Genomic DNA, 20,395 nt, shown 5'->3' on the forward strand with positions numbered 1-20,395 from the left:
AAGTGTGTATATATTGATGTTGGTGGCAAGGCTTGAAACCGACACCACAGAAAAAATAACAAGACAAAAAAAGAAATAAAATATGGACACAAATAATATATGGTTTACTTCTGACCACCACTTTGGACACAAGAATATAATCGAATTTTCCAAACGACCTTTTGCCAATGCAGACGAAATGAATGCAGAAATGGTAAAACGTTGGAATGAAAAAGTTGGAGTTGAAGATATAGTTTATCATATTGGAGACTTTGCACTAATGTCGTCAGGAAAAGTAAGACAATTAAGAGCACAACTTAATGGACGAATTTGTTTAATCACAGGTAATCACGAAAGTTCAGCATTAGAATGTGCTGACTGTTTTGAGTGGATAAAAGATTATTACGAACTGACAGTTTCTGACAGCGATGCACACAAAGGAGAAAGATTTATTGTTTTATTTCATTATGCAATGAGAGTTTGGAATGCAAGTCATTATGGGACATGGCATTTATATGGACACTCACACGGCGATTTACCAGACGATGAAACTTCATTATCATTTGATGTTGGTGTTGATAGTCACGATTTCTATCCCTTATCGTACCAAGACGTGAAAAACATAATGTCGAAAAAGAAATGGAAACCACCTTTTGAACCAAGAAATAAATAGATAGAAAATGCCCAGCCACCAACGCGGGTTTGGCAAAAGCTGGGCATTTGTAATAAATTAAACATTTGTTCTTCTATTTAGCTTTGGTAATAAATTGAACTTTCGTACTTTTATTTCCCAGCCTTCGCCAAGCCCGAAACCGTTATCGGTCAGTAAAAGAAAGATGAAACATACTGCAATAATTATATTGATTTTGATAGTTGGAATTGGATGTTTCAATAAAAAAGATCGCAATAATCGGTTTGACTTTATCAATTGTTCTGATACGATACCTGAAATGGATATTGATATAAAAAGAAATGCAGATTCGATCCGAAATGATTTAAGTGAGCTTTATGGATATGATTTGTGCGAGGAATGTGGTTGGGTCAATTTTAAAATGCCATTTAAGATTCAAAACAAGAGTGGATTCTTAAAAGTAATGATTGATTACGATTATGAAATATGTGATAATTGTCCAATAGCAATGAGAGAGAGGAATTATTTTTCAATAATGTTTAATCAACATGATAAATTATTGGTGGCAGGAAGACCAATAGAAAAAGACTCTTTAAAACCACAGATTATTAAATATTTGTCAAAAGTAGGCAAAGATGATTTGGCTCCAGAAGATCTTAATGGATTGAATTACCTAATATATTGGAAACCTGACTGCAATAGAGAAATGCTAGATTCTATACTTACTATAGTTTATCAGTCTCATCTTGAATTTGTTGAAAATGAGCTAAAAACCAAGAATATTGACTTTTGCTCACTTAATAGAATGCAACTGGATTCACTTAAACTAAAATACCCATTGAGAATAGAGTTTGATTTGGAAAAAGCAGGAATTTAGGATTTTGACATTTGAATGGTTTGTGCCACAGGAATAGCGGTATCGCCAATACGTAAACCGTTAGCTCGTCACAAAAGCAACACCCAAATAAAATTATGGATACAGAACATCAAATCAAAGAATATATTGACAGTCAACCCGACTCAAAACGTTCGGATCTTGAAACATTGCATAGCCGAATGCTTTATTTATTGCCAAATTGCAAATTATGGTTCTTGGACGGAAAAGACGAGCATGGCAAGGTGGTTACCAATCCAAACATTGGATATGGTTTAAAAACGATAAAATATGCAAATGGTAAAACCAAAGATTTTTATCAAGTTGGAATCAGTGGAAATACAACGGGTATTTCGGTGTATATTATGGGCTTTGAAAATAAAAAGTACTTGTCTGATACTTACGGAAAAACAATTGGCAAAGCAAGTGTAACAGGCTATTGCATAAAATTCAAATCGCTAAAAGACGTAAATATGGATATACTTGACACAGCGATTTTAGACGCAATTAAGCATCGGATTTAAAGTAGAAAGTGCAAAGCAAAACCTCAAACCAAAACACCATCGAAGAAAGGCTTGGGTAAACACTTTTCAAGCCATTCGCACAATATCAGTGTAAAATTTTACTTTTGACCAATGCACGCAAATGCACCTTTGGCCGAGCGGGTTCGGCCACAATTGTTAAATGAGTATATAGGTCAGCAGCACATCATTGCTGAGGGGAAGCCACTTTATAATTCCATAAAAAATGGGGCATTGCCGTCTATTATTTTTTGGGGACCTCCTGGTGTCGGAAAAACAACGTTGGCCAAAATCATTTCAAACGAACTAAAACGACCCTTTTTTATTTTAAGTGCCACCGAATCAGGGGTAAAACAGGTTAGAGAGGTCATAGAAAAAGCCGAAAAATCGAGGTTTTTGGGTAGTCAAAATGCAGTTTTGTTTATTGATGAAATTCATCGGTTTAATAAATCGCAGCAAGACAGCTTGTTGGGAGCGGTTGAACAGGGCATAATCACACTTATTGGTGCCACCACCGAAAACCCTTCTTTTGAAGTGAATGCGGCTTTGCTGAGTAGGTGTGAGGTCTATGTGCTTAAATCACTTGGTAAGGAAGAGCTGAGAGAAGTGGTGGAGCGTGCCATCAAAACCGATGAGCTTTTGAAGCAGAAAAAAATTAAGCTCAAAGAGTTGGATGCCTTGATGGTGCTGTCTGGGGGCGATGCCCGACGAATTTTGAATACGTTGGAAATTGTGGTAAATGCCAACTCTACCGATAAAATTTTGACCATCACCAATAAACTGGTGGAACAATCGGTGCAACAAAATCGGTTGATATACGACAAAACCGGAGACCAGCATTACGACATTATTTCGGCCTTTATTAAATCCATGCGGGGCAGCGACCCCAATGCAGCGGTGTATTATTTGGCCAGAATGATTGAGGCCGGAGAAGACCCCATATTTATTGCCCGACGTATGGTTATTTTAGCCAGCGAAGATATTGGAAATGCCAACCCAACGGCTTTGGTTTTAGCCACCAACGGTTTGCAGGCGGCTCAAGCCATTGGCTATCCAGAGTGCAGAATTATACTTTCGCAAGTGGCCGTGTATTTGGCCACTTCGCCCAAAAGTAATAGTACCTATATGGCCATTGGCAAAGCACAAAAGTTGATTGCCGAAACAGGAAACTTACCCGTGCCGATGCACCTAAGAAACGCTCCGACAAAGCTGATGAAAGAACTGGATTATGGTGTTGGTTATAAATATGCCCACGATTTTGGAGGGTTTGTAAACTTGGAATTTTTGCCGGAAGAAATTGTTGGAACCACGCTGTATGAACCATCAAATAATGCCCGCGAAAATGAAACAAGAACTCGAATGAAAGCGTATTGGAAGGAAAAGTATGGGTATTGAATGTTTTCCCAAAAACAAATATGCCACCACAAATAAGAGCTAAAAAACACTTTCTTGCAGAGAAACTGTGCCTGCTACTTATGCAGCAGGCCAATAACTTTTAGGAGGTTTGTCTATTTGCCACCAAACGCAAAACGGTTGAAGATTGAAATGGACATGTATGAATTTAACTTTTTGATATACAGAAGTACTCGCTATGTTAAATGCGGTGCAAAGGAAATCAATTTCAAAAAAAGTATTTTGTCATAAATGACATTGTTTTTGTTTTGATTGGCAAAAAGTAGATTTGGAAGTATTTTTGACTACTTTTTTGACAAGAAGTAAAAGCAACTTCTTATTTTTGGCAAAAAAAACGATGAGTGCTACTAAAGTTCCTATTCAATTAATTCGGAAACTAAAAGAACAAATTGTATCTGTTGCTTCTCCTGGAGTAAATATTCACAAAGAATTGGCTGATTTACTGAAATCATCTCAGGAATCGGTTTATAGAAAATTTAGGGGTGAAACGGCTTTTAATATTAGCGAGCTCTATACTATTTCGAAGCATTATGGAATTAACCTCGGTTTTCTACTGAACACTACAGACGAAAAAAAGGTAAATTTTAAACCGTTGTTCAATTTGGGGTCGGGTATTCAAGATTATTTAGAAGATATACTTACCACGCTCAACATACTATCAAAATATGACCAATTCAGACTGACAATGACGTGTGCTGATGCACCTTTGTTTCGTATTTTCGGTTATCCAAATCTAACCAAGTTTAAGGTGTTTTACTGGAACAATATCCTCAATTCGCAGCAGGATGACAACGAAATGTTGGATATGCAAAAGACCATTCCAATGAGTTCGGTGTGCAGGCTTCACGATCTTTTTCTAAATTTGAATATAGTGGAAGTATGGTCAAAAAACACACTGACAGGAATGCTCAATCAAATTGAATATTATTACGACTGTGGCCTGATAAAGGATGCCGATATGGAACTGCTCTCAATGGACATGAAAAAACTGATAGATGACCTTTTTGATCCGACCGACAAACGAAACAGCAATCTCTATCTGCACGAATTGTCGTTTAACAACAATACATTTTTTGTAGAAACCAAACAAAAAAGTGTGCTTTCGTTGGGTGTAAACGGCATAAATTCCATCATGTCGGAAGATAAAGATATACTTTCTGAACACAGAATGTGGTTTCGAAAAGTGATGGCTAAGTCATATCGTGTTTCAGGACAATCAAAAAAAATAAGTTATGCTTTGCATCGCGAATTTGACGATCAACTAAATCGTTCGTTTGTTCCTCGACTTACCACCCGATATTTGGCCGTATAATTTACACCGAAACCTCGCCTTTTATGGCAGGATGTGGGTTGTAATTTATCAATTCAAAATCCTCAAAATCAAAGGCATACAAATCGTTTACATCAGGATTCATTTTCATGGTAGGGTAGGGGCGAGCCTCTCGGCTTAACTGCAATTCAACCTGTTCAAAATGATTTTTATAAATATGAGCATCTCCAAAGGTGTGCACATATTCTCCCAAGCCAAGTCCGCAAACCTGAGCCATCATCATGGTTAAAAGGGCATACGATGCAATGTTGAATGGCACACCCAAAAACAAATCGGCACTGCGTTGATATAGCTGACAACTCAGTTTTCCGTCAGCCACATAAAACTGAAACATACAGTGACAAGGGCTTAAAGCCATTTTTGGCAAATCGCCCACATTCCATGCGTTTACGATTATTCTTCGGCTATCGGGATTGTTTTTTAATAAGTGCAAAACCTCTTCTATTTGGTCTATAACCGAGCCATCCGCAGCCTGCCAACTTCGCCATTGTTTCCCATAAACTGGGCCTAAATTGCCATTTTCGTCGGCCCACTCATTCCAAATCCGAACCCCGTTGTCAGTAAGGTATTTAATGTTGGTGTCGCCTTTCAAAAACCAGAGCAATTCATAAATGATTGATTTTAGATGTACCTTTTTTGTGGTTATCAGCGGAAAACCTTCAGATAAATCAAAACGAAGTTGACCTCCAAAAACACTTCGGGTTCCGGTGCCGGTTCGGTCGCTTTTGTCGGTACCGTTTTCAAAAACAAATTTTAGAAAATCTTCGTATTGAGTCATTTTTATTTTTTTTAAGAATTGAAGTCGTGTCCTATTTGCACAAAAACAACACTTCAAAGAACGCCAACTTATCTTGGTTGTTTTCAACAATATTTAAACCTTAAAAATATTAGTTTTGCGGTTTGAAAGAAAAAACAACATGGCAGTAGCATTAAAATTACCAAAAATGAGCGACACAATGGAAGAAGGTGTGATTGTGTCATGGCAGGTAAAGGTTGGTGATGAAATAAAATCAGGCGATATTTTGGCTGAGGTTGAAACCGACAAAGCCACGATGGACTTAGAAAACTACGAAAAGGGAACAGTTTTGCATTTGAATGTAGAGGAGGGCAAAGCCATTGCTGTTGATAGCATTATTGCCATTGTCGGAAAAAAGGGAGAAGATTTCTCGGCTCTACTTTCTGCAACCCCAAAAAAGGCGGAAGCACCAACAGAAGCTCCGGCAGAAAAAGAAATAATTCCAAGCACCCAGCCTGCAACACCTGCTGCAATTGAAACTACCGTTGGAAACTCTGATAGCCGAATACTGGCCTCACCATTAGCCAAAAAAATGGCTTCAGATAAAGGTATTGACATTGCTATGGTGGCAGGAAGCGGCGAAAACGGACGAATTATTAAACGTGATGTCGAGAGCTATTCCCCAGCGGTTATGCCAGCATCAGTTTCGGGAACAGAATCGTTTACCACCGTTCCTGTTTCCCAAATGCGAAAAACCATTGCCCGCCGATTGAGCGAAAGCAAGTTTACTGCCCCACATTTTTATCTTACCATGGAGATAAGAATGGACAACGCCATTGCTGCCCGACAAGAAATGAATCAATTTTCGGAGGTGAAAATTTCGATGAATGATTTGGTTGTAAAAGCGGCAGCCACGGCATTAACCCGACATCCAAAAGTGAACTCAAGTTGGTTGGGCGATACCATTCGAATAAATAACCACATTCATGTTGGTGTGGCTATGGCGGTGGACGAAGGCCTTTTGGTTCCGGTGGTAAAACATGCAAATAACAAATCGCTTTCGCAAATAAGCACAGAGGTGAAAGCCTTTTCGGCCAAAGCCAAAGATAAAAAATTGCAACCTGCCGATTGGGAAGGCAATACCTTTACCATTTCCAACCTCGGAATGTTTGGCATTGAAGAATTTACGGCCATCGTAAACCCCCCAGATGCCTGCATTATGGCAGTGGGGGCATCAAAAGAAACCGTATTGGTAGAAAACGGCGAAATGAAAATTGGCAACGTAATGAAAGTAACTTTAAGCTGCGACCACCGTGTGGTTGACGGCGTAGTAGGTTCTCAATTTTTATTGACTTTTAAAGAGTTGATGGAAAATCCTGTAAAGATTTTGGTATAAAAAAAAGATACTCAGGCAACGGAAAACCTTTTTATTGCATCATGAGGTAAAATGATTATCATGAAGCATTTTAAAAGAAACCTGATTCTAATTTTAAGCCTACTTTCTGTTCATCAAGCTTATGCACAATGTGATGCTAGTTTTTCACATTACAATCCATGGGATGCAGTAGATTTAAGCATTTATAATTTTAGGGACTCTGGGAACAATGGGTTAATTTACCAAAAATGGGATTTTGGCGATGGCGATAGCACAAATTTCTATTTGACATACGGGGGAGTCTCGGGACATGTCTATAAAAAATTTGGGATTTACCAAATTACCAGGTATATATGGGATAGTGTAAATAGTTGCCGAGATACATTCTCGGATACCATTCACATTAATTGTATTAAGCCAAGTTTTACAGCTTATCACAAATATTCAACTTCCAATTTTGGTGTAGAGTGGGCAAATATTGGGGGTGTTGCCAAATGGTCGTTTGGAAATGGGGACAGTCTTGATTGGTTTAATTATTCTGGTTATTCAATTGCTCCAAGATATATTTACAAATCCAATGGAAAATATAGAGCTTGTTTCTATACAGAGGAAGGTGATTGGAGATGCAAGGATACTTTTTGTGATAGTGTTGAGGTAAATTATAATTGTATAGCAGATTTTAAAATCACAATAAATAAGGATTCTTTCATTTTATCGGATGTTTCTACGAATGCTCAAACATTTAGTTGGAAAATATATAGTGGTAATTCATTGATTGGAACATCTTCAACCAGAACTTTTATAGGAAAACCATCTAGTAAACAGCATTATGCGGAACTTACAATTACCGACGCAAGCAAAAAATGCACTTCCAAAAGGACGAAATGCATATTCCCTGACTCAAGTGTTAAAAATTTTGACGCTTCTATAAACGTGAATCGAGAAGTTGATATAAATACATTTATACCATTTCAACCCACCCAAATTGATTGGGGGGATGGAAATACAACAAATCTATATTCTGGATTAAAACATAAATATAATACTTGGGCTAAGCATCAAATTTGTATAAGTACACCTGGAATTTACGAAAACTGTCCCTCCATGATTTGTGATTCCATTGATTTGACTACACTATGCTCAGCAAACTTCAATGCGGAGGCTTTAAAAGTTTCGAATATAGATTCATTCGGAACAAATAATAGGTTTGTTAGATTATCTGCACAACAACAGATAGCGAAAGATTTGTTTTATAAATACTATTTTGGAGATGGAGATTCATCAACAGAACCGAACAAAGAAATTTTTTATCAATATAAATCGGCAGGACAGTATAAAATTACCAGAATTGTATCAGATTCTGGTAATACCTGTACTGACACAGTCAGCAAAATGGTTGACATAAAGTTTCTTACCTGTGAGGCAAAGTTTGAATCAAAATTGGTCGGAGACACCTTTGTGTTGGTCAATAAATCCCAGGTAGCAGATAGTATTTGGTGGGAGATAAATGGACAAAACCATTTATGGTCTCAGCAAGACACAATCAAATACAGTTTTAAAGACAAAGATTCTCTAATGAGCTATGTAAGGTTATATGTGGTTTCAGACAGCGGCCAATGTGTCTCTACCGTTGAGCAGTGCCTTCAATACCAAAGCAATGTAAATGGGTTTGAAACCAAAATAGTGGGAAATAAAGTAGAACTAATACCCCGCTGTGGTGCGTTTGGCGTTTGGGACTATGGAGACGGAACTGCCTCCACCAAAAATAACGCACACACCTATGCTAATATCGGCAATTACAGTGTCTGTTTTTCTGTGATGAACGCAAACACAACAACGTGCCCCTCAAAAACATGTGATACGCTGCGAATAAAACAAAACTGTAATGCCGACTTTACCTGGAAACTAACCAATAAAATGTATACCTTTACGTATACCGATTCAAGTGATTCACACAAGTGGTATGTGAACGGAAACTATATAGGCATAGGAAATAGTTATTCCGTATATGACACAAACCAAAGCTTAGAGGTAAGCTTGGAAGCTACAAAAGGATACTGCAAAGCGGTGGAGAAAAAATGTATATTGCGTAAACATCTATGGGGACATTATTTTTCGGGTGAAACGCATTCATTTAATTCAGGCTTTCTCAATGCCTATTGGGACTGGAACAATGGTGACAGTATTAAAAAGGCACGAACATTTAATATGACCATACGTGATGCAGGGATATACCAATTGTGTCTAACCAATCTTGATTCCTCAAACAGTGTTTGCCCTGCCAAAGTGTGTGATGAGCTAGTTATTGAGCTTGACACAGGTTGTACTCCTTTGTTAAGCTACTTTATTGAAGATACAGTTCCTAATGGGAAGAGAGTAAATATTGTTACTGAACCGTATTTTAATCGTAGGGTTAGTCTTTCATTTGAACCCGATTGGTGTTACTTTGTTGATTATCAAAAGCCATACGGAATATATGGACAGATGCCCTTGAACACCGGTTACAAAATATGCATGAAAGAGTGGTTTGGTAATAATGGTGATGATACATTTCGTTTTTGTTCTGATTGTAAAACAGTCTTTCTCGACACCGCAAAAACAAAATGCAAGGCCAATTACGAGGTGCAGCTAGATACTACGCAAAAGTTTAAAATACGGTTAATTAATAAATCATCCAACCTTTCAACACACCAGTATTTATGGGCATTCGGAGATGACTCGGTATCTGATTCCAGAAATCCCAGTCATAGGTTTAATAAGTTTGGGAAATACAATATTCACCTCACCGTTTACGATAGCGTTGAGCATTGCATTGCCCGGTTCAAAGATGAAATTGGGCTGGATTCGCTGGGTAAACTTTTAAAGGTTGATGGTTTTGATGTAGAAGTAATAGAGGGAGACAAAACGGACAGAATTGAATCGGTTGGAAGAGATAATTCATCTATTAAAGTTTTTCCCAATCCTAATACCGGACAATTTACTGTTCGTTATATGGATACATGGAATTTGGTAGAACCTATAAAAATTTCATTGTATGATTTGAATGGACAACTCATTTTTGAATCAGAAGATATCGGGGTTTCGGAGACAAACATAAATATGCAAAACTTTGCGAAGGGTGTTTATATTATGAATGTCAACCAACAAGAAGCCAATGTTAGGGTTCTTATTTTAAAACAAAATTAGAAGACCAAAAGCAATCCCGTAAAGATTTTGGTGTAAAAAGGCCATTTAGCTTTTCTTTATAATATCCGAAAACCGCTGCTTGTTGTTTATATCTAAATTTAAGCAGAATGTTATTTTTTGCCCGAAGTTTTTGTACCCCTGGAGGTTTTGTATGTCATTAATCAACGTTGATGAGAAAAATGGCATATAGATTTCAAATAAATCGGGAATCAAATTAATTATCAAGCCTCCGCTGTATAGAAAAGATTCTTGTTTGCTATTGCTCAGTTGAGATTTTATGTCGTTGAAGGTAAAAAAGTCAAGATATACTCCTAAAGGCAACCTAAACGGCAAATCACTTTTTAGATTGGCGGCCATTACCCATTGAGAAATATTTCCATAGTTCCCACGATTTTTGAAATATGTTTGAGTGGGCAACACCTGTCGATGAAAAACAGAACTGTTGTCCACCCCACGATACAGCATCGGACTCATATAGGTATAGTCCCATTTTCCGGCAGCCGATTCTAATCGGTAATGATACGTTGCATCATCGCTGGGGTCTAAAAATATCCCTCCAAACAACCGGATATCAAGGCCTTTCTTTTTAATTTTATAGGTAATATGTTTATTAAACTCGGCATTTAATTTAACGAACATATCATTTTTGGTGTTGGTTGCTATTGATTTTAGTGTCGTATCATACCGGTATGTCAATAATTTTGGAAGACCTGTTTGCAGGCTTATTTCAAAGCTATTTGGATTAAGTGCCTTTCCATTTTTTCGGTTAAAAATGAGTTCAATAAACTGGCTGTTTCCAAGTTGGGTTACGCTGCGTCTGCCCAGGGCAAAACCCGTATCAAGCGAAAGAGCTGTTTTCCGTTGTTCTATGTCGAACAATGGTTTTTCTCTTATAAGGTGAGTTCGCAACGTGAGGGAGCTGGAAATGGGAAGCCTTTTGTCGTGGTTTCTAAACCCAAAAGTTAAAAATGGACTGATGCGGGTGTATTGATACAATTCATCAACTCCTTCGGTTTTAATTAAGTAATTCGGCAAATGAGAAAAACTGGCAGCCTTTACACCAAGCACAGTTTTGTTGTGTACTTCGTTTTTATAATTGGCAAAACTTAGGTCAAAATAGCCATTGAGTGTTTTTGTGGTGCGGCTATACAAAAGCACCGTGGTAAAATTATTTTTTTGTTGTGGAATGGTTGAGTTACTTAAAATCAAACCCTGCATTCCTCTGTTGTGTCCGTTCCAGGCAAGAGCAGGTGCAAAAGAAAATTTTGTAACATTTGGGTTGCTCATAAGCGACATAAACCCAATTTGCAATGGTTCTATTTTTTTAAACATGCCTGATTTTCGCATCGAGTTGTTTTGTTGGTTTATCTCGGGCATAACACCGTAAGGATCTATTTTTACCAAATCATAGTCCATGTTGGGTGCCGCAACACCTTTAATACCATTGTGGCCTTCTACCCACATTTCGTTTATCAATTTTCCTTCTCGATAAAATCCGAGCATGTATGGGCAGGCAATTTGGCCAAGGTTTTGCACAAATATGGTGTCTTTCGATGTGAGAATTTTATAATCGAGATGTTCTTCCGAAATCAATAAATCATCAAAAAACCAGCTAAGATTTTTACCGCTTTTTTCCTCAAAAACTGCTCTAAAATCTGATGGCAACGGATGTTTATATGCCCATCGTTCGAAATATGTTTTAAAACACAAATCCGTTGTTTCTTGCCCTAAATATTGATTGAGATACCTGAAAACCTGAGCACCTTTGGCATAAACGGCATAGCCATAATTATACCCTGCATAGTCAATGGCAGGAATTCCAATGGCCTGATGGTCTTCTATTTGCTCGATGGTATAAGAGAAAATATCTAAAAGATTATTTTGAAGGTCGGATAGCGAATAGTGTGATTCTAAGTATGCTTTTGGCACATATCTATTCATGGCTTTACCTTCAAAATAAGAATTGATTGATTCATCCATCCACGGATATTGACGCTCGTTGTTAGCCAAAATGCCATAAAACCAGTTGTGGCCAACTTCATGCACCACCACTTCGGGCATCATAATGGACAAAACCGTTATCATCGGATATTCCATGCCGCCTCCAGCTTCCAGTTTGCCCTCTACCACGCTGCAATGGCTATATGGATAAAATCCACAATGATTTGAATAATACTGTAGGGCGGTTGCAATATCTTTGGTTAAACTTTTGAGACGTTGAATGGGCTGGTAGCCATATACGTATGTTTCTACCAAGCGTTCGTTTTTGAGAATAACCTCACTCTTGGCTACATTGTATTTTTTTGAAGCAAACCACGCAAAATCGTGAATGCTGTCTTGAATAAACGTAATGGTTTTTGTGGAGTTGGTGCTGGCCGGCGTACTGTCATACATTTTTGGGTAATCTATTCTGTTCTCCAAAAAATCTTTTTCTGATTTCTCCTGCAACTGGCCTGTGGCGGCCACCACATAGTTTTGAGGCAGGGTTATTTTTACCTCAAATTTGCCGAATTCAGAGTAAAATTCGCCCTGATCTAAATACGAAAACGAGTTCCAGCCGTTTACGTCATACACCGCAGGTTTCGGATACCATTGCGTAATTTGGTACTCATTATTTTCATGGCCAAATCGAGAAAAACTTCCCGGAATTTTAACAAAAAATGGAGTTTCAATTTCCACGGTTTCGCCGGATTGTATGGGTTTGTTAAGCGTCAATATGCAAATGTCTATTTGGTTGCCTTTGTATTTCCAATCTACTTTTTGGCCATTAATTTTAAAATCCAATTGGTCAATATAACCCCTGTCTTTGTCATCGGCAAAATGAAAATCGGTTTTGCCGTTCAATAGTTGTTGTTTGGCAAAATCGGTACTGTCGTTTTTGTAGCCATTTGGCCATAAATGAAAGTGCATTTCTGTGAGAGCATTGGGCGAGTTGTTGGTGTAAACAAATCGGGCATTGCCGGTCAATGTATGGTCAACATCGTTTAGCCTCACATTTAGATAATAATCTACGTGTTGTTGCCAGTTGGCCTGAGCGGTTTTTAATTGAGCCTTTGCCAAAAAAGGCAACAAAACCAATGCAAATAATAGGTGTAAAATTCTCATTTATGGAAAATATGTGGGCAAATTACAGATAATTGACGTAAATCATATTCGCGTGTTTTCCACGTTTTGCATAGCTTTGCTTAGAAAATAGATTGGCGAATGGACGAAGAGGAAATAAGTGGAGAAGAATTAAGTGCATTGGTGGCACGATTTGAGCAAAATTGTTTGGTGGATTCGTTCGATTATTATTCTGCCGACCATCTGTCGGATTTAATTGAACACTATATTGAAAAACCCAATTACAAAACGGCACTTCGGGTGGCACAGTTGGCCATAGAGCAGCATCCCTATGATGCAAGTTTTTTTTCAAAAAAGGCTTACATATATACCCTCACAAACAAACCGTCTGATGCCCTGAACATCATTGACGTAGCCTTAGATTTGGAGCCAGGAAACTCCGATTTTTTATCGCAAAAAGCTAGCATTTTGGAGCTTTTAGATAGACCCATGGAGGCTTTGGAGTTGTTTGACCAAGCGTTGGAAAATGGGGCAGACGAGCAAGAGTGCCTATTGCTTAAAATGTTTGTTTATTTCAATATGGGCAATCATGCGTTGGCCATAAATATGATTGAACAAATTTTTAGCAAACCCGTAGAAGACGACCGACTGATTTTGGAATGTCAATTTTGCCTACAACTCATGGATGTTCATGAAGAAGGTATTCGCATATTCAAAGCCTATCTTGACGAAGACCCATATCACGAGGTGGTTTGGTTGGCCATTGCCCGACTCTATATGGTTTCTGGATTTCACGATCTTGCGGTTGAGGCACTCGATTTTGCATTGGCCATAGACGACGAGTTTTCGGAGGCATATTTTGACAAAGGGCAATGTCTTTTTGATCAAGGCAAATTTGAAGAGGCTGTAAAAGTATATCAAGAATATATAAATATTGAGGGGGCTGATGCCTTTGTTAACTGCAATTTGGGCGACTGCTATATGGCTCTCAATCAATTGGCAATGAGCAGAACCTACTACAAACAAGCGTTGAAAATTGAGCCTAAATTTGCCCATGCTTGGTATGGTTTGGGTCAAATTTTGGTGCGTCAGGAAAACTATGAAGAAGCCTATGTTTTGCTGAAAAAAGCGGCAAAATTGCTACCTGATGATGAGCAAATTATCATCGAATACGTTTCAACAATGATAGAGTTGGCCAAATTTGAAGAAGCTGCCAACCTACTGGAAGATCGCATCGAAAAACAAAACTCAAACGAATGGGCATATTTAATGCTGGCCTCCATTTATCACGCCACCGGACTCACATCGTTGGCATTGGAAGTGTTGATAGACGGCGTTAAAAAAATTGAGACACCTGCCAATTTATTCTATAAACTTGCAGCATATTATTTTCTGACAGATTTCTATGAAGAAGGTATTGATGCATTGACCGAAGCACTTTTGCTAAGTCCTGCCGACTATGAAAGATTGTTTGTGGATGCTCCGCATCTTAAAAACAACAAACACATTTTGGATATTATAGAACTGTATAAAAACGAAGACTGAAATGAGCAATATGTATAATTACAACCTGCCACACCTGCCAAAACGAACCGAAAAACCACGCGAAAGCGGAATGACCATGGTTATGGATAAAGGCATGAGTCTTCGGGAGGTGGAAGATTTTTTGAGTGTGTCGAGCAATTATGTTGACTTGGTAAAACTTGGCTTCGGAACTTCGATGGTTACTCCGAATCTCGACCAAAAAATAAAGCTATACAAAGAGGCGAACATTCCTGTGTATTTTGGCGGAACGCTATTTGAAGCCTTTGTTATTCGGGGTTTGGTGGACGACTACATGAAATTGTTGGACAAATTTGGCCTGACCCATGCCGAGGTGAGCGATGGAAGCATCGAAATATCGGAGGAAGAAAAATGTGGCTACATCGAAAAATTGGCGAAAAACTTTACAGTTTTGTCAGAAGTGGGCTCAAAAGATGCCGATAAAATTATACCACCCTACAAATGGATTGCCATGATGAAAGCCGAGTTGGAAGCCGGAGCATGGAAGGTAATTGCCGAAGCTCGCGAAAGCGGAACGGTAGGTATTTTTAGAAAATCAGGAGAGGTTCGCTCAGGTTTGGTAGAAGAAATTTTAACTCAAATTCCGCAAGAAAAAATATTGTGGGAAGCACCAAACAAGGTGCAACAAGTATGGTTTATAGAACTTTATGGCAGCAACATCAGTTTAGGTAATATTGCACCCAACGAAGTGATTCCGCTCGAAACCTTGCGTATCGGTTTAAGAGGCGACACGTTTAGCTTTTTCTTGAAGAGTTAATTGAGAATATCGGAAAAGCAATTAGTCTAAATTTATACGAATTGGAATCGTAAAACGCATTTTGATGGGAACTTCTCCCGAGGTGGCCGGAGTCCAATAGCCTGACATATTTTTTACCACGGAGAGTCCTGACTCACCAACTCCAAATTTTACAGGATCTTTGACTATTTCTGCATTTGTTACCTGCCCCAATTCATCAATAATAAAATCAATATAGATTACACCGCTGTTTGCCTCTGATAAAGCAATGTCCGAGATTACAATATTTTGTTGAATAAACTTTTGTCGAGCATAATCCCCTCCTATAAACTCAGCTCTTTCCATTTTTTGATTGTCATAAAAAAGCCATTCAGCAATAGGAATTGTATCTTCCGTTGAAGTAATAGAATATCTCTCTAAAATGCCTTTTTGAATATTGATGGAGCTGTCAACATTCAATAAGCTATCATAATAAACGCAATTTGTTGCGTAGCCATTTTCAAAAGTTATTAAATTCCAAAGTCTAAGTTTTTCTTTTTTCGTTGGGTAATGACCTTGAACCTGGCCGCTTCCTTGCTCAACATGGCTGATACTATCTGCGTTCCCGGCACTATCATATTTATAATAACTCATTAGGCGACCATTTTTGAAATGGGCAGAAACAGATAATTGATTTGGCAGATTGATGTGTTTTGCCCATGCCGAGCCAACAATGGAATCGTTCATCGTTTCTACAAAAAGCAAAGTGTCTCCTGATTTATTCAAGTAAAATTCTCGAAAGTGCTTTGTGGCCAAACGCTGATTAATTCTTCTATCACCATTGGCATAGTGTGATGTTGAGAGATACATTGTGTCATTTCTGAAGTGTACTTTTTTATATGCTTTTGTCGTATCTCCGTAAACCCATGTTCCTTCTTTTTTGCCGTCAATGGTGTATCCTACAAAGCGTTTATCCATAAAATAATCTTCACGGTTGTTTTTACCTTTTACCAACAGCCCGTTTGGATAGGTGGTTTTCGTTTTTCTGGTGGGTGTCGAGCCGGAGGTATAGTACGTGTAAATTGATTTTTCTGTAGAGCCAATCATTTCGCAATTAACCGAGCTGTCAATCTCTCCGTTTGAAAAGTATTCCAACTTGGCCGATTCAATTTCATTTTTGTATCGGTATGAAAATGATTTTGAACTGTCTAACGTGCCACTGGAGTAGTATTGCAATATACGTTTTTTATAACTTTCCTTTTTAAGCCATTTGCCATGTTTTATCCCGTTCTCAAAATATCCAAACTCAATGGTGTCTTTGTTCCAATTACTGTTGTATCGATGCAAATAATACCCGTGCTTTACCGTTTTGTCTGATTTTAAAACCTGATATTCAAGATAGGTTTTATCTTTTTGCTTTGGCTTTATCACTATTACTTCTTGCCCCCAAGCAGAAGCGAATGCAAAAAGTAAGGCCATTGTAAGAATGTTTTTCATTAAAAGGTTTTTGCAACGTTAGATATTTTTGGTTAATACTTAAAAGACTAATTTTGGGACAACTAATGCAGAGTGCAGTTATGAAAAAGTTTTTCGTCCTCTATTTTTTATTGTTGATGGGGTTTCATTACTCATTTGCCCAATGGCAATTAGGGTTTGGATATACGCATCAGGCTCCGGTGTGCCGATTTAATGGCAGCATCTATCAGCAGGGTGGCGGAATGTTTTTCAACCTGACCACTTCTTCTTTTCTTCCTCGAAAAAGCAAATACGAATTGAGTGTGGGAGCCTATTTCGATTATTTTGATGCCGGGAAAAAACAATTTGACATTGTGTTGGACGACCCACCAAATGGAGAGGGAAGAATGAGGTTTGGAAACAGCACCACCGGACATAATTTAATTACACGGTTTGGGTATAAAGCCACCGAGAAAATTACTTTTTTTACTGATGGATTGATAGGTCATCGCAAGTTTTACTCCGAAATATTAACGGGCTTAAAGAGCTACGACCCCGCCTACTCAGACAATATGGAAGATGTTTTTTCGCAACGACTGTTTCGATATGGCATCGGTTTTGGAACTCGTATTGGGCTAAAAAAATCATTTGGTTTCGAAATCAGGGCAGATTACACTCGAGGCGGGGAAGCAACCTATTTTAATTTGAAAACAATTAAAGAAACCAATACCTCCATTGAATATGAGAGCGAAACTTGGCCGCACACCGATTTGTTTATGTGGTCGGTAGCCTTCAATTGGAAATTGTACAAACTGCAACGCTCTTCTTATTCATCAGGCAGCAGTCCCAGTAGTCCCACAAACACCTATCAGTCACCGTCAACCACCACAAGCCCTACCAAGACTGATTCGGGAACCACACCCAAAAATCCACCTAAAAAAACAGTTACCCCACAAAAAAAAGCAGAACCCAAAAAGGAGATAAATTGGTAACCCTAACTTTTTAATCGGTAGCTCAATCCGATGTAAAACAACCTATTGTATATGCCGGCTCGGTTCAAAAATTTGATGCCGTTGGCATACAAATCGCCCATGCTGGTAAGGCTAAATGAATGTCGGATGTTAAAATTAAGGTTGTCGGTCAACTCGTATGAAGCACCTAATAAATAGGCAACTTCCAATTTTTTATACCCTGTGCCAGCCACTCGAAATCCATCGTCGAATGTGCTTTTTGTTAAAACCCCAATGCTAAGGCCAGTGTTTATGCGAAGTTTTTGAAGATACTGTATTTTGTAATCTACCCACATCGGAAATTCAACATAGCTCGATTTTATTATAAAAATTGCAGGGATAAAAGCCTTTGGGTCAATCCGTTTTTTGCTTCCCTTTTGAGCATATTGTATGTCAAAGCCAAAGCGTTTGTCGTCATTTAGTTCATGAAAAATGGATATGCCACCAAAAATGCCGGCTTTGTCATATCCGGCCAAATAGTCGCCATCAACCTGACTAAAGGTAAAACCACCATTTACAGAAGCCTTAAAAAACTGGGCATTGGCCAATTGTGCATAACAAGTGAAAGAAAGCAGGGCAAGCAGAGCCGTTAAATTTTTCATAATGATTCAAAAATAAATAAACTTGCAATTCAAAAAATACGACAATGCATATTGCTAATTATAACAAAGACGAAATTGCTTATTTGATGTTGCTTATTTTGGCCGATGCCGATGGAAGTTTTGATCCGCGGGAGGGAAATGTGATTGTTGATTTTATCAAAAATAAATTTCCGGCGGGCAGCGATTTAGAGCAAACGCTCGAAAATTTAAGCTATTTGCGGCGAGATGAGTATGAAAAAAAGCTAAATGAATTGGCCGAAGCATTTTACAAAAAAAGTACACCCGAGGAGCGGGACGAGGTGGTAGAGTTTGCACTTGAAATTGTTGAAGCCGACCGACAAATAGCCATGGAAGAAAATCTTTTGGTGGTTACGCTGTTCGAGGCTTGGGAGATATAATTGGGAAGCAAGCATCGTAAAATGTTGTTTCAAAAGTGAAAACATTCAATATTTAAATTGGCAAAATCAAGCAATTTTCTAAACACATCTCCCATAGCGGTTCTCTCGGCTGCCCAACGATAAATGACTTTGTAATTTCCTTTGTTGTAATTGGAGGGTTTTGCGTATCCTGTTACGGTCAAACTTGAGCCATCAAAACCATTAATTCCATTATCTTCATTAAGACCCCAAAAATCGACATATCCCATCGCATTCATAAATTCTTCCCATTTTTTGAAGTCAATAGGAATGATAGTATCTTTAATAATGGTAGTTTTCATACTTGGGTAATGGTCAACTCCCGTTAAGCGAACGCCAAATGTAAGGCTATCCTCATTCAAACTACCTATAAATATACTTGCCGCTTTATCGCAAAATGCTGCATTATAATTGAATTCAAAGAATACATCATAATCATACCTATTTATATGAGTGAATTCAAAATTATTTCTTTTTATGATTTCTTTTCGACGTCGTAAAATAGCTAAATGGTTTTGACATTCCTTTTTTAGTAGAAGAGTGTCAGACAAATAATATGCTTTGAGAAGTTTGAAGTTAAGATTCAATGTGTCGTTATTGGGCAATGAATCCAAAGCTTGAAAATATTTTGTCAAAATTTGATGTTCATTTTTGTATTCAAATCCATTATTACAACTGCAAAGAATAATAAACAAGAATAGTTGACCGTATTTGAGCATAAATGCGTAACGTAAATAACCGCAAATAAGTACTGAATTTACTTTTGGGAGTTAAATTTCGGAAGGCGTTGATAAACGAAAAAAATTAGTTTTCTTCCAGCTTTAAAATTTCTGCAGCCTTTGCACAGGCCATTTTTTCGGCCAATTTCTTGGAGTAGTTTTGGGCTTGGCATAGTTCTATACCATCCACCTCAAGGGCAATTTTGAATTTTCGGTTATTACCTTCTTCTTTGGTTTCAATAACTCTAAACTCAATATTCTTTTTATTTTTTTGAGCCCATTGGTTTATCATGCTTTTGTAGTTGATGTCTTGATTTTGAATTTCATCCAAATCAATGTACGGCTTTAAAACTTTTCGATACACAAATCTTTTTGAGGCTTTATATCCGCGGTCTATATAGATTGCCCCAACCAGAGCTTCTAAAGCGTTTCCGGCCAACGAATTCATTACGTGTGGGTTTTTGGCAATGATTTGTTCTGTTTCTAAAAAATCATGCAAGCCAAGTTTTTGAGCGATGTAGCTAAGCTGTTTTCGGCTCACTATTTTGCTTCGTATCTCGGTAAGAAAACCTTCGCCTTTAAACGGAAATTTGCGAAAAACCAACTCGGCTACAATCAAATCCAAAACGGCATCGCCAAGATATTCAAGGCGTTCGTTGCTGTCTTTTTGGTCGGTATAAAGAATTTTTTCGGAGGCCGAAAGGTGTCGAAATGCCTTTTTGTACAAGTCAATATTTCTCGGTCGAAAGCCTAATAGCTTTCGCATTCGTTTTTTATAAAGAAGATTTTTTTTGTTGAAAAAAAGCA

At 38.0% G+C, this 20,395-nt stretch carries 17 protein-coding genes; 11 read left to right on the forward strand and 6 right to left on the reverse strand.

Annotation, left to right across the window (positions count from 1 at the left end):
- Positions 1 to 82: 82 nt before the first annotated feature.
- The 5 genes from H6607_02450 (at position 83) to H6607_02470 (ending at position 4,730) form a co-directional block, all read left to right on the forward strand.
- Positions 83 to 652: a phosphoesterase gene (locus tag H6607_02450; GenBank protein ID MCB9261223.1), complete on the forward strand. Its 570-nt coding sequence runs from the start codon at positions 83 to 85 to the stop codon at positions 650 to 652.
- 163 nt (positions 653 to 815) lie between these two features.
- Complete coding sequence (locus H6607_02455) at positions 816 to 1,487, forward strand: hypothetical protein (GenBank protein ID MCB9261224.1); 672 nt, start codon at positions 816 to 818, stop codon at positions 1,485 to 1,487.
- A gap of 95 nt (positions 1,488 to 1,582) precedes the next feature.
- Positions 1,583 to 2,008 carry a DUF1801 domain-containing protein gene (locus H6607_02460; GenBank protein MCB9261225.1) on the forward strand — a complete coding sequence of 142 codons (426 nt, stop codon included), beginning with the start codon at positions 1,583 to 1,585 and terminating at the stop codon, positions 2,006 to 2,008.
- 111 nt (positions 2,009 to 2,119) lie between these two features.
- A complete protein-coding gene (locus H6607_02465) occupies positions 2,120 to 3,400 on the forward strand; it encodes a replication-associated recombination protein A (GenBank protein ID MCB9261226.1) in 1,281 nt (426 codons plus the stop codon).
- Positions 3,401 to 3,755: 355 nt separating this feature from the next.
- Entirely contained in the window at positions 3,756 to 4,730 is a 975-nt protein-coding gene (locus H6607_02470) for a hypothetical protein (GenBank protein ID MCB9261227.1), read from the forward strand.
- Between the two features lies 1 nt (position 4,731).
- Here the strand turns inward: H6607_02470 and H6607_02475 are convergent, their stop codons facing one another.
- Positions 4,732 to 5,526, reverse strand: coding sequence for a thymidylate synthase (locus tag H6607_02475; GenBank protein ID MCB9261228.1), 795 nt, complete (start codon positions 5,524 to 5,526; stop codon positions 4,732 to 4,734).
- Positions 5,527 to 5,665: 139 nt separating this feature from the next.
- Between H6607_02475 and H6607_02480 the strand changes: the two genes are divergently transcribed.
- Both H6607_02480 and H6607_02485 read left to right on the forward strand, forming a co-directional pair.
- Positions 5,666 to 6,880: a pyruvate dehydrogenase complex dihydrolipoamide acetyltransferase gene (locus H6607_02480; protein MCB9261229.1), complete on the forward strand. Its 1,215-nt coding sequence runs from the start codon at positions 5,666 to 5,668 to the stop codon at positions 6,878 to 6,880.
- Positions 6,881 to 6,931: 51 nt separating this feature from the next.
- Positions 6,932 to 10,045 carry a PKD domain-containing protein gene (locus H6607_02485; GenBank protein MCB9261230.1) on the forward strand — a complete coding sequence of 1,038 codons (3,114 nt, stop codon included), beginning with the start codon at positions 6,932 to 6,934 and terminating at the stop codon, positions 10,043 to 10,045.
- Between the two features lie 45 nt (positions 10,046 to 10,090).
- Here the strand turns inward: H6607_02485 and H6607_02490 are convergent, their stop codons facing one another.
- Entirely contained in the window at positions 10,091 to 13,150 is a 3,060-nt protein-coding gene (locus H6607_02490; protein ID MCB9261231.1) for a M1 family metallopeptidase, read from the reverse strand.
- A gap of 99 nt (positions 13,151 to 13,249) precedes the next feature.
- On the opposite strand from H6607_02490, the gene H6607_02495 reads away from it, so the two are divergent.
- Positions 13,250 to 14,653, forward strand: coding sequence for a tetratricopeptide repeat protein (locus H6607_02495; GenBank protein MCB9261232.1), 1,404 nt, complete (start codon positions 13,250 to 13,252; stop codon positions 14,651 to 14,653).
- 1 nt (position 14,654) lies between these two features.
- Positions 14,655 to 15,428, forward strand: a complete 774-nt coding sequence (locus H6607_02500; protein MCB9261233.1) for a phosphosulfolactate synthase — start codon at positions 14,655 to 14,657, stop codon at positions 15,426 to 15,428.
- Between the two features lie 21 nt (positions 15,429 to 15,449).
- Here H6607_02500 and H6607_02505 read toward each other — a convergent pair whose 3' ends face one another.
- Complete coding sequence (locus H6607_02505) at positions 15,450 to 16,883, reverse strand: energy transducer TonB (protein ID MCB9261234.1); 1,434 nt, start codon at positions 16,881 to 16,883, stop codon at positions 15,450 to 15,452.
- A gap of 80 nt (positions 16,884 to 16,963) precedes the next feature.
- Between H6607_02505 and H6607_02510 the strand changes: the two genes are divergently transcribed.
- Entirely contained in the window at positions 16,964 to 17,833 is an 870-nt protein-coding gene (locus tag H6607_02510) for a hypothetical protein (protein ID MCB9261235.1), read from the forward strand.
- 2 nt (positions 17,834 to 17,835) lie between these two features.
- On the opposite strand, the gene H6607_02515 is transcribed toward H6607_02510, so the two are convergent.
- Positions 17,836 to 18,453 (reverse strand): outer membrane beta-barrel protein, encoded by a 618-nt coding sequence (locus tag H6607_02515; protein ID MCB9261236.1) that lies wholly within the window; start codon positions 18,451 to 18,453, stop codon positions 17,836 to 17,838.
- Positions 18,454 to 18,497: 44 nt separating this feature from the next.
- Here H6607_02515 and H6607_02520 point away from each other — a divergent pair, with 44 nt between their 5' ends.
- On the forward strand, positions 18,498 to 18,851 hold the full coding sequence (locus tag H6607_02520) for a TerB family tellurite resistance protein (protein ID MCB9261237.1): 354 nt from the start codon (positions 18,498 to 18,500) through the stop codon (positions 18,849 to 18,851).
- A gap of 29 nt (positions 18,852 to 18,880) precedes the next feature.
- On the opposite strand, the gene H6607_02525 is transcribed toward H6607_02520, so the two are convergent.
- The gene (locus H6607_02525; protein MCB9261238.1) at positions 18,881 to 19,588 is read right to left on the reverse strand and encodes a hypothetical protein; all 708 of its coding nucleotides are present in this window, start codon (positions 19,586 to 19,588) and stop codon (positions 18,881 to 18,883) included.
- Between the two features lie 85 nt (positions 19,589 to 19,673).
- Positions 19,674 to 20,354 carry a ribonuclease III gene (rnc, locus tag H6607_02530; protein MCB9261239.1) on the reverse strand — a complete coding sequence of 227 codons (681 nt, stop codon included), beginning with the start codon at positions 20,352 to 20,354 and terminating at the stop codon, positions 19,674 to 19,676.
- Positions 20,355 to 20,395 lie beyond the last annotated feature (41 nt).

It is taken from the genome of Flavobacteriales bacterium, assembly GCA_020635395.1.
GTDB lineage: Bacteria > Bacteroidota > Bacteroidia > NS11-12g > UBA9320 > UBA987.

Excerpts from the sequence above, each read along its gene's own strand:
- H6607_02480 (MCB9261229.1), top strand. The coding sequence starts at position 5,666 with ATGGCAGTAGCATTAAAATTACCAAAAATGAGCGACACAATGGAAGAA.
- H6607_02520 (MCB9261237.1), top strand. The coding sequence starts at position 18,498 with ATGCATATTGCTAATTATAACAAAGACGAAATTGCTTATTTGATGTTG.
- H6607_02455 (MCB9261224.1), top strand. The coding sequence starts at position 816 with ATGAAACATACTGCAATAATTATATTGATTTTGATAGTTGGAATTGGA.
- H6607_02510 (MCB9261235.1), top strand. The coding sequence starts at position 16,964 with ATGAAAAAGTTTTTCGTCCTCTATTTTTTATTGTTGATGGGGTTTCAT.
- H6607_02460 (MCB9261225.1), top strand. The coding sequence starts at position 1,583 with ATGGATACAGAACATCAAATCAAAGAATATATTGACAGTCAACCCGAC.
- H6607_02485 (MCB9261230.1), top strand. The coding sequence starts at position 6,932 with ATGATTATCATGAAGCATTTTAAAAGAAACCTGATTCTAATTTTAAGC.
- H6607_02495 (MCB9261232.1), top strand. The coding sequence starts at position 13,250 with ATGGACGAAGAGGAAATAAGTGGAGAAGAATTAAGTGCATTGGTGGCA.
- H6607_02515 (MCB9261236.1), bottom strand. The coding sequence starts at position 18,453 with ATGAAAAATTTAACGGCTCTGCTTGCCCTGCTTTCTTTCACTTGTTAT.
- H6607_02475 (MCB9261228.1), bottom strand. The coding sequence starts at position 5,526 with ATGACTCAATACGAAGATTTTCTAAAATTTGTTTTTGAAAACGGTACC.
- H6607_02450 (MCB9261223.1), top strand. The coding sequence starts at position 83 with ATGGACACAAATAATATATGGTTTACTTCTGACCACCACTTTGGACAC.
- H6607_02525 (MCB9261238.1), bottom strand. The coding sequence starts at position 19,588 with ATGCTCAAATACGGTCAACTATTCTTGTTTATTATTCTTTGCAGTTGT.
- H6607_02505 (MCB9261234.1), bottom strand. The coding sequence starts at position 16,883 with ATGAAAAACATTCTTACAATGGCCTTACTTTTTGCATTCGCTTCTGCT.
- H6607_02465 (MCB9261226.1), top strand. The coding sequence starts at position 2,120 with ATGCACGCAAATGCACCTTTGGCCGAGCGGGTTCGGCCACAATTGTTA.
- rnc (MCB9261239.1), bottom strand. The coding sequence starts at position 20,354 with ATGCGAAAGCTATTAGGCTTTCGACCGAGAAATATTGACTTGTACAAA.
- H6607_02470 (MCB9261227.1), top strand. The coding sequence starts at position 3,756 with ATGAGTGCTACTAAAGTTCCTATTCAATTAATTCGGAAACTAAAAGAA.
- H6607_02490 (MCB9261231.1), bottom strand. The coding sequence starts at position 13,150 with ATGAGAATTTTACACCTATTATTTGCATTGGTTTTGTTGCCTTTTTTG.
- H6607_02500 (MCB9261233.1), top strand. The coding sequence starts at position 14,655 with ATGAGCAATATGTATAATTACAACCTGCCACACCTGCCAAAACGAACC.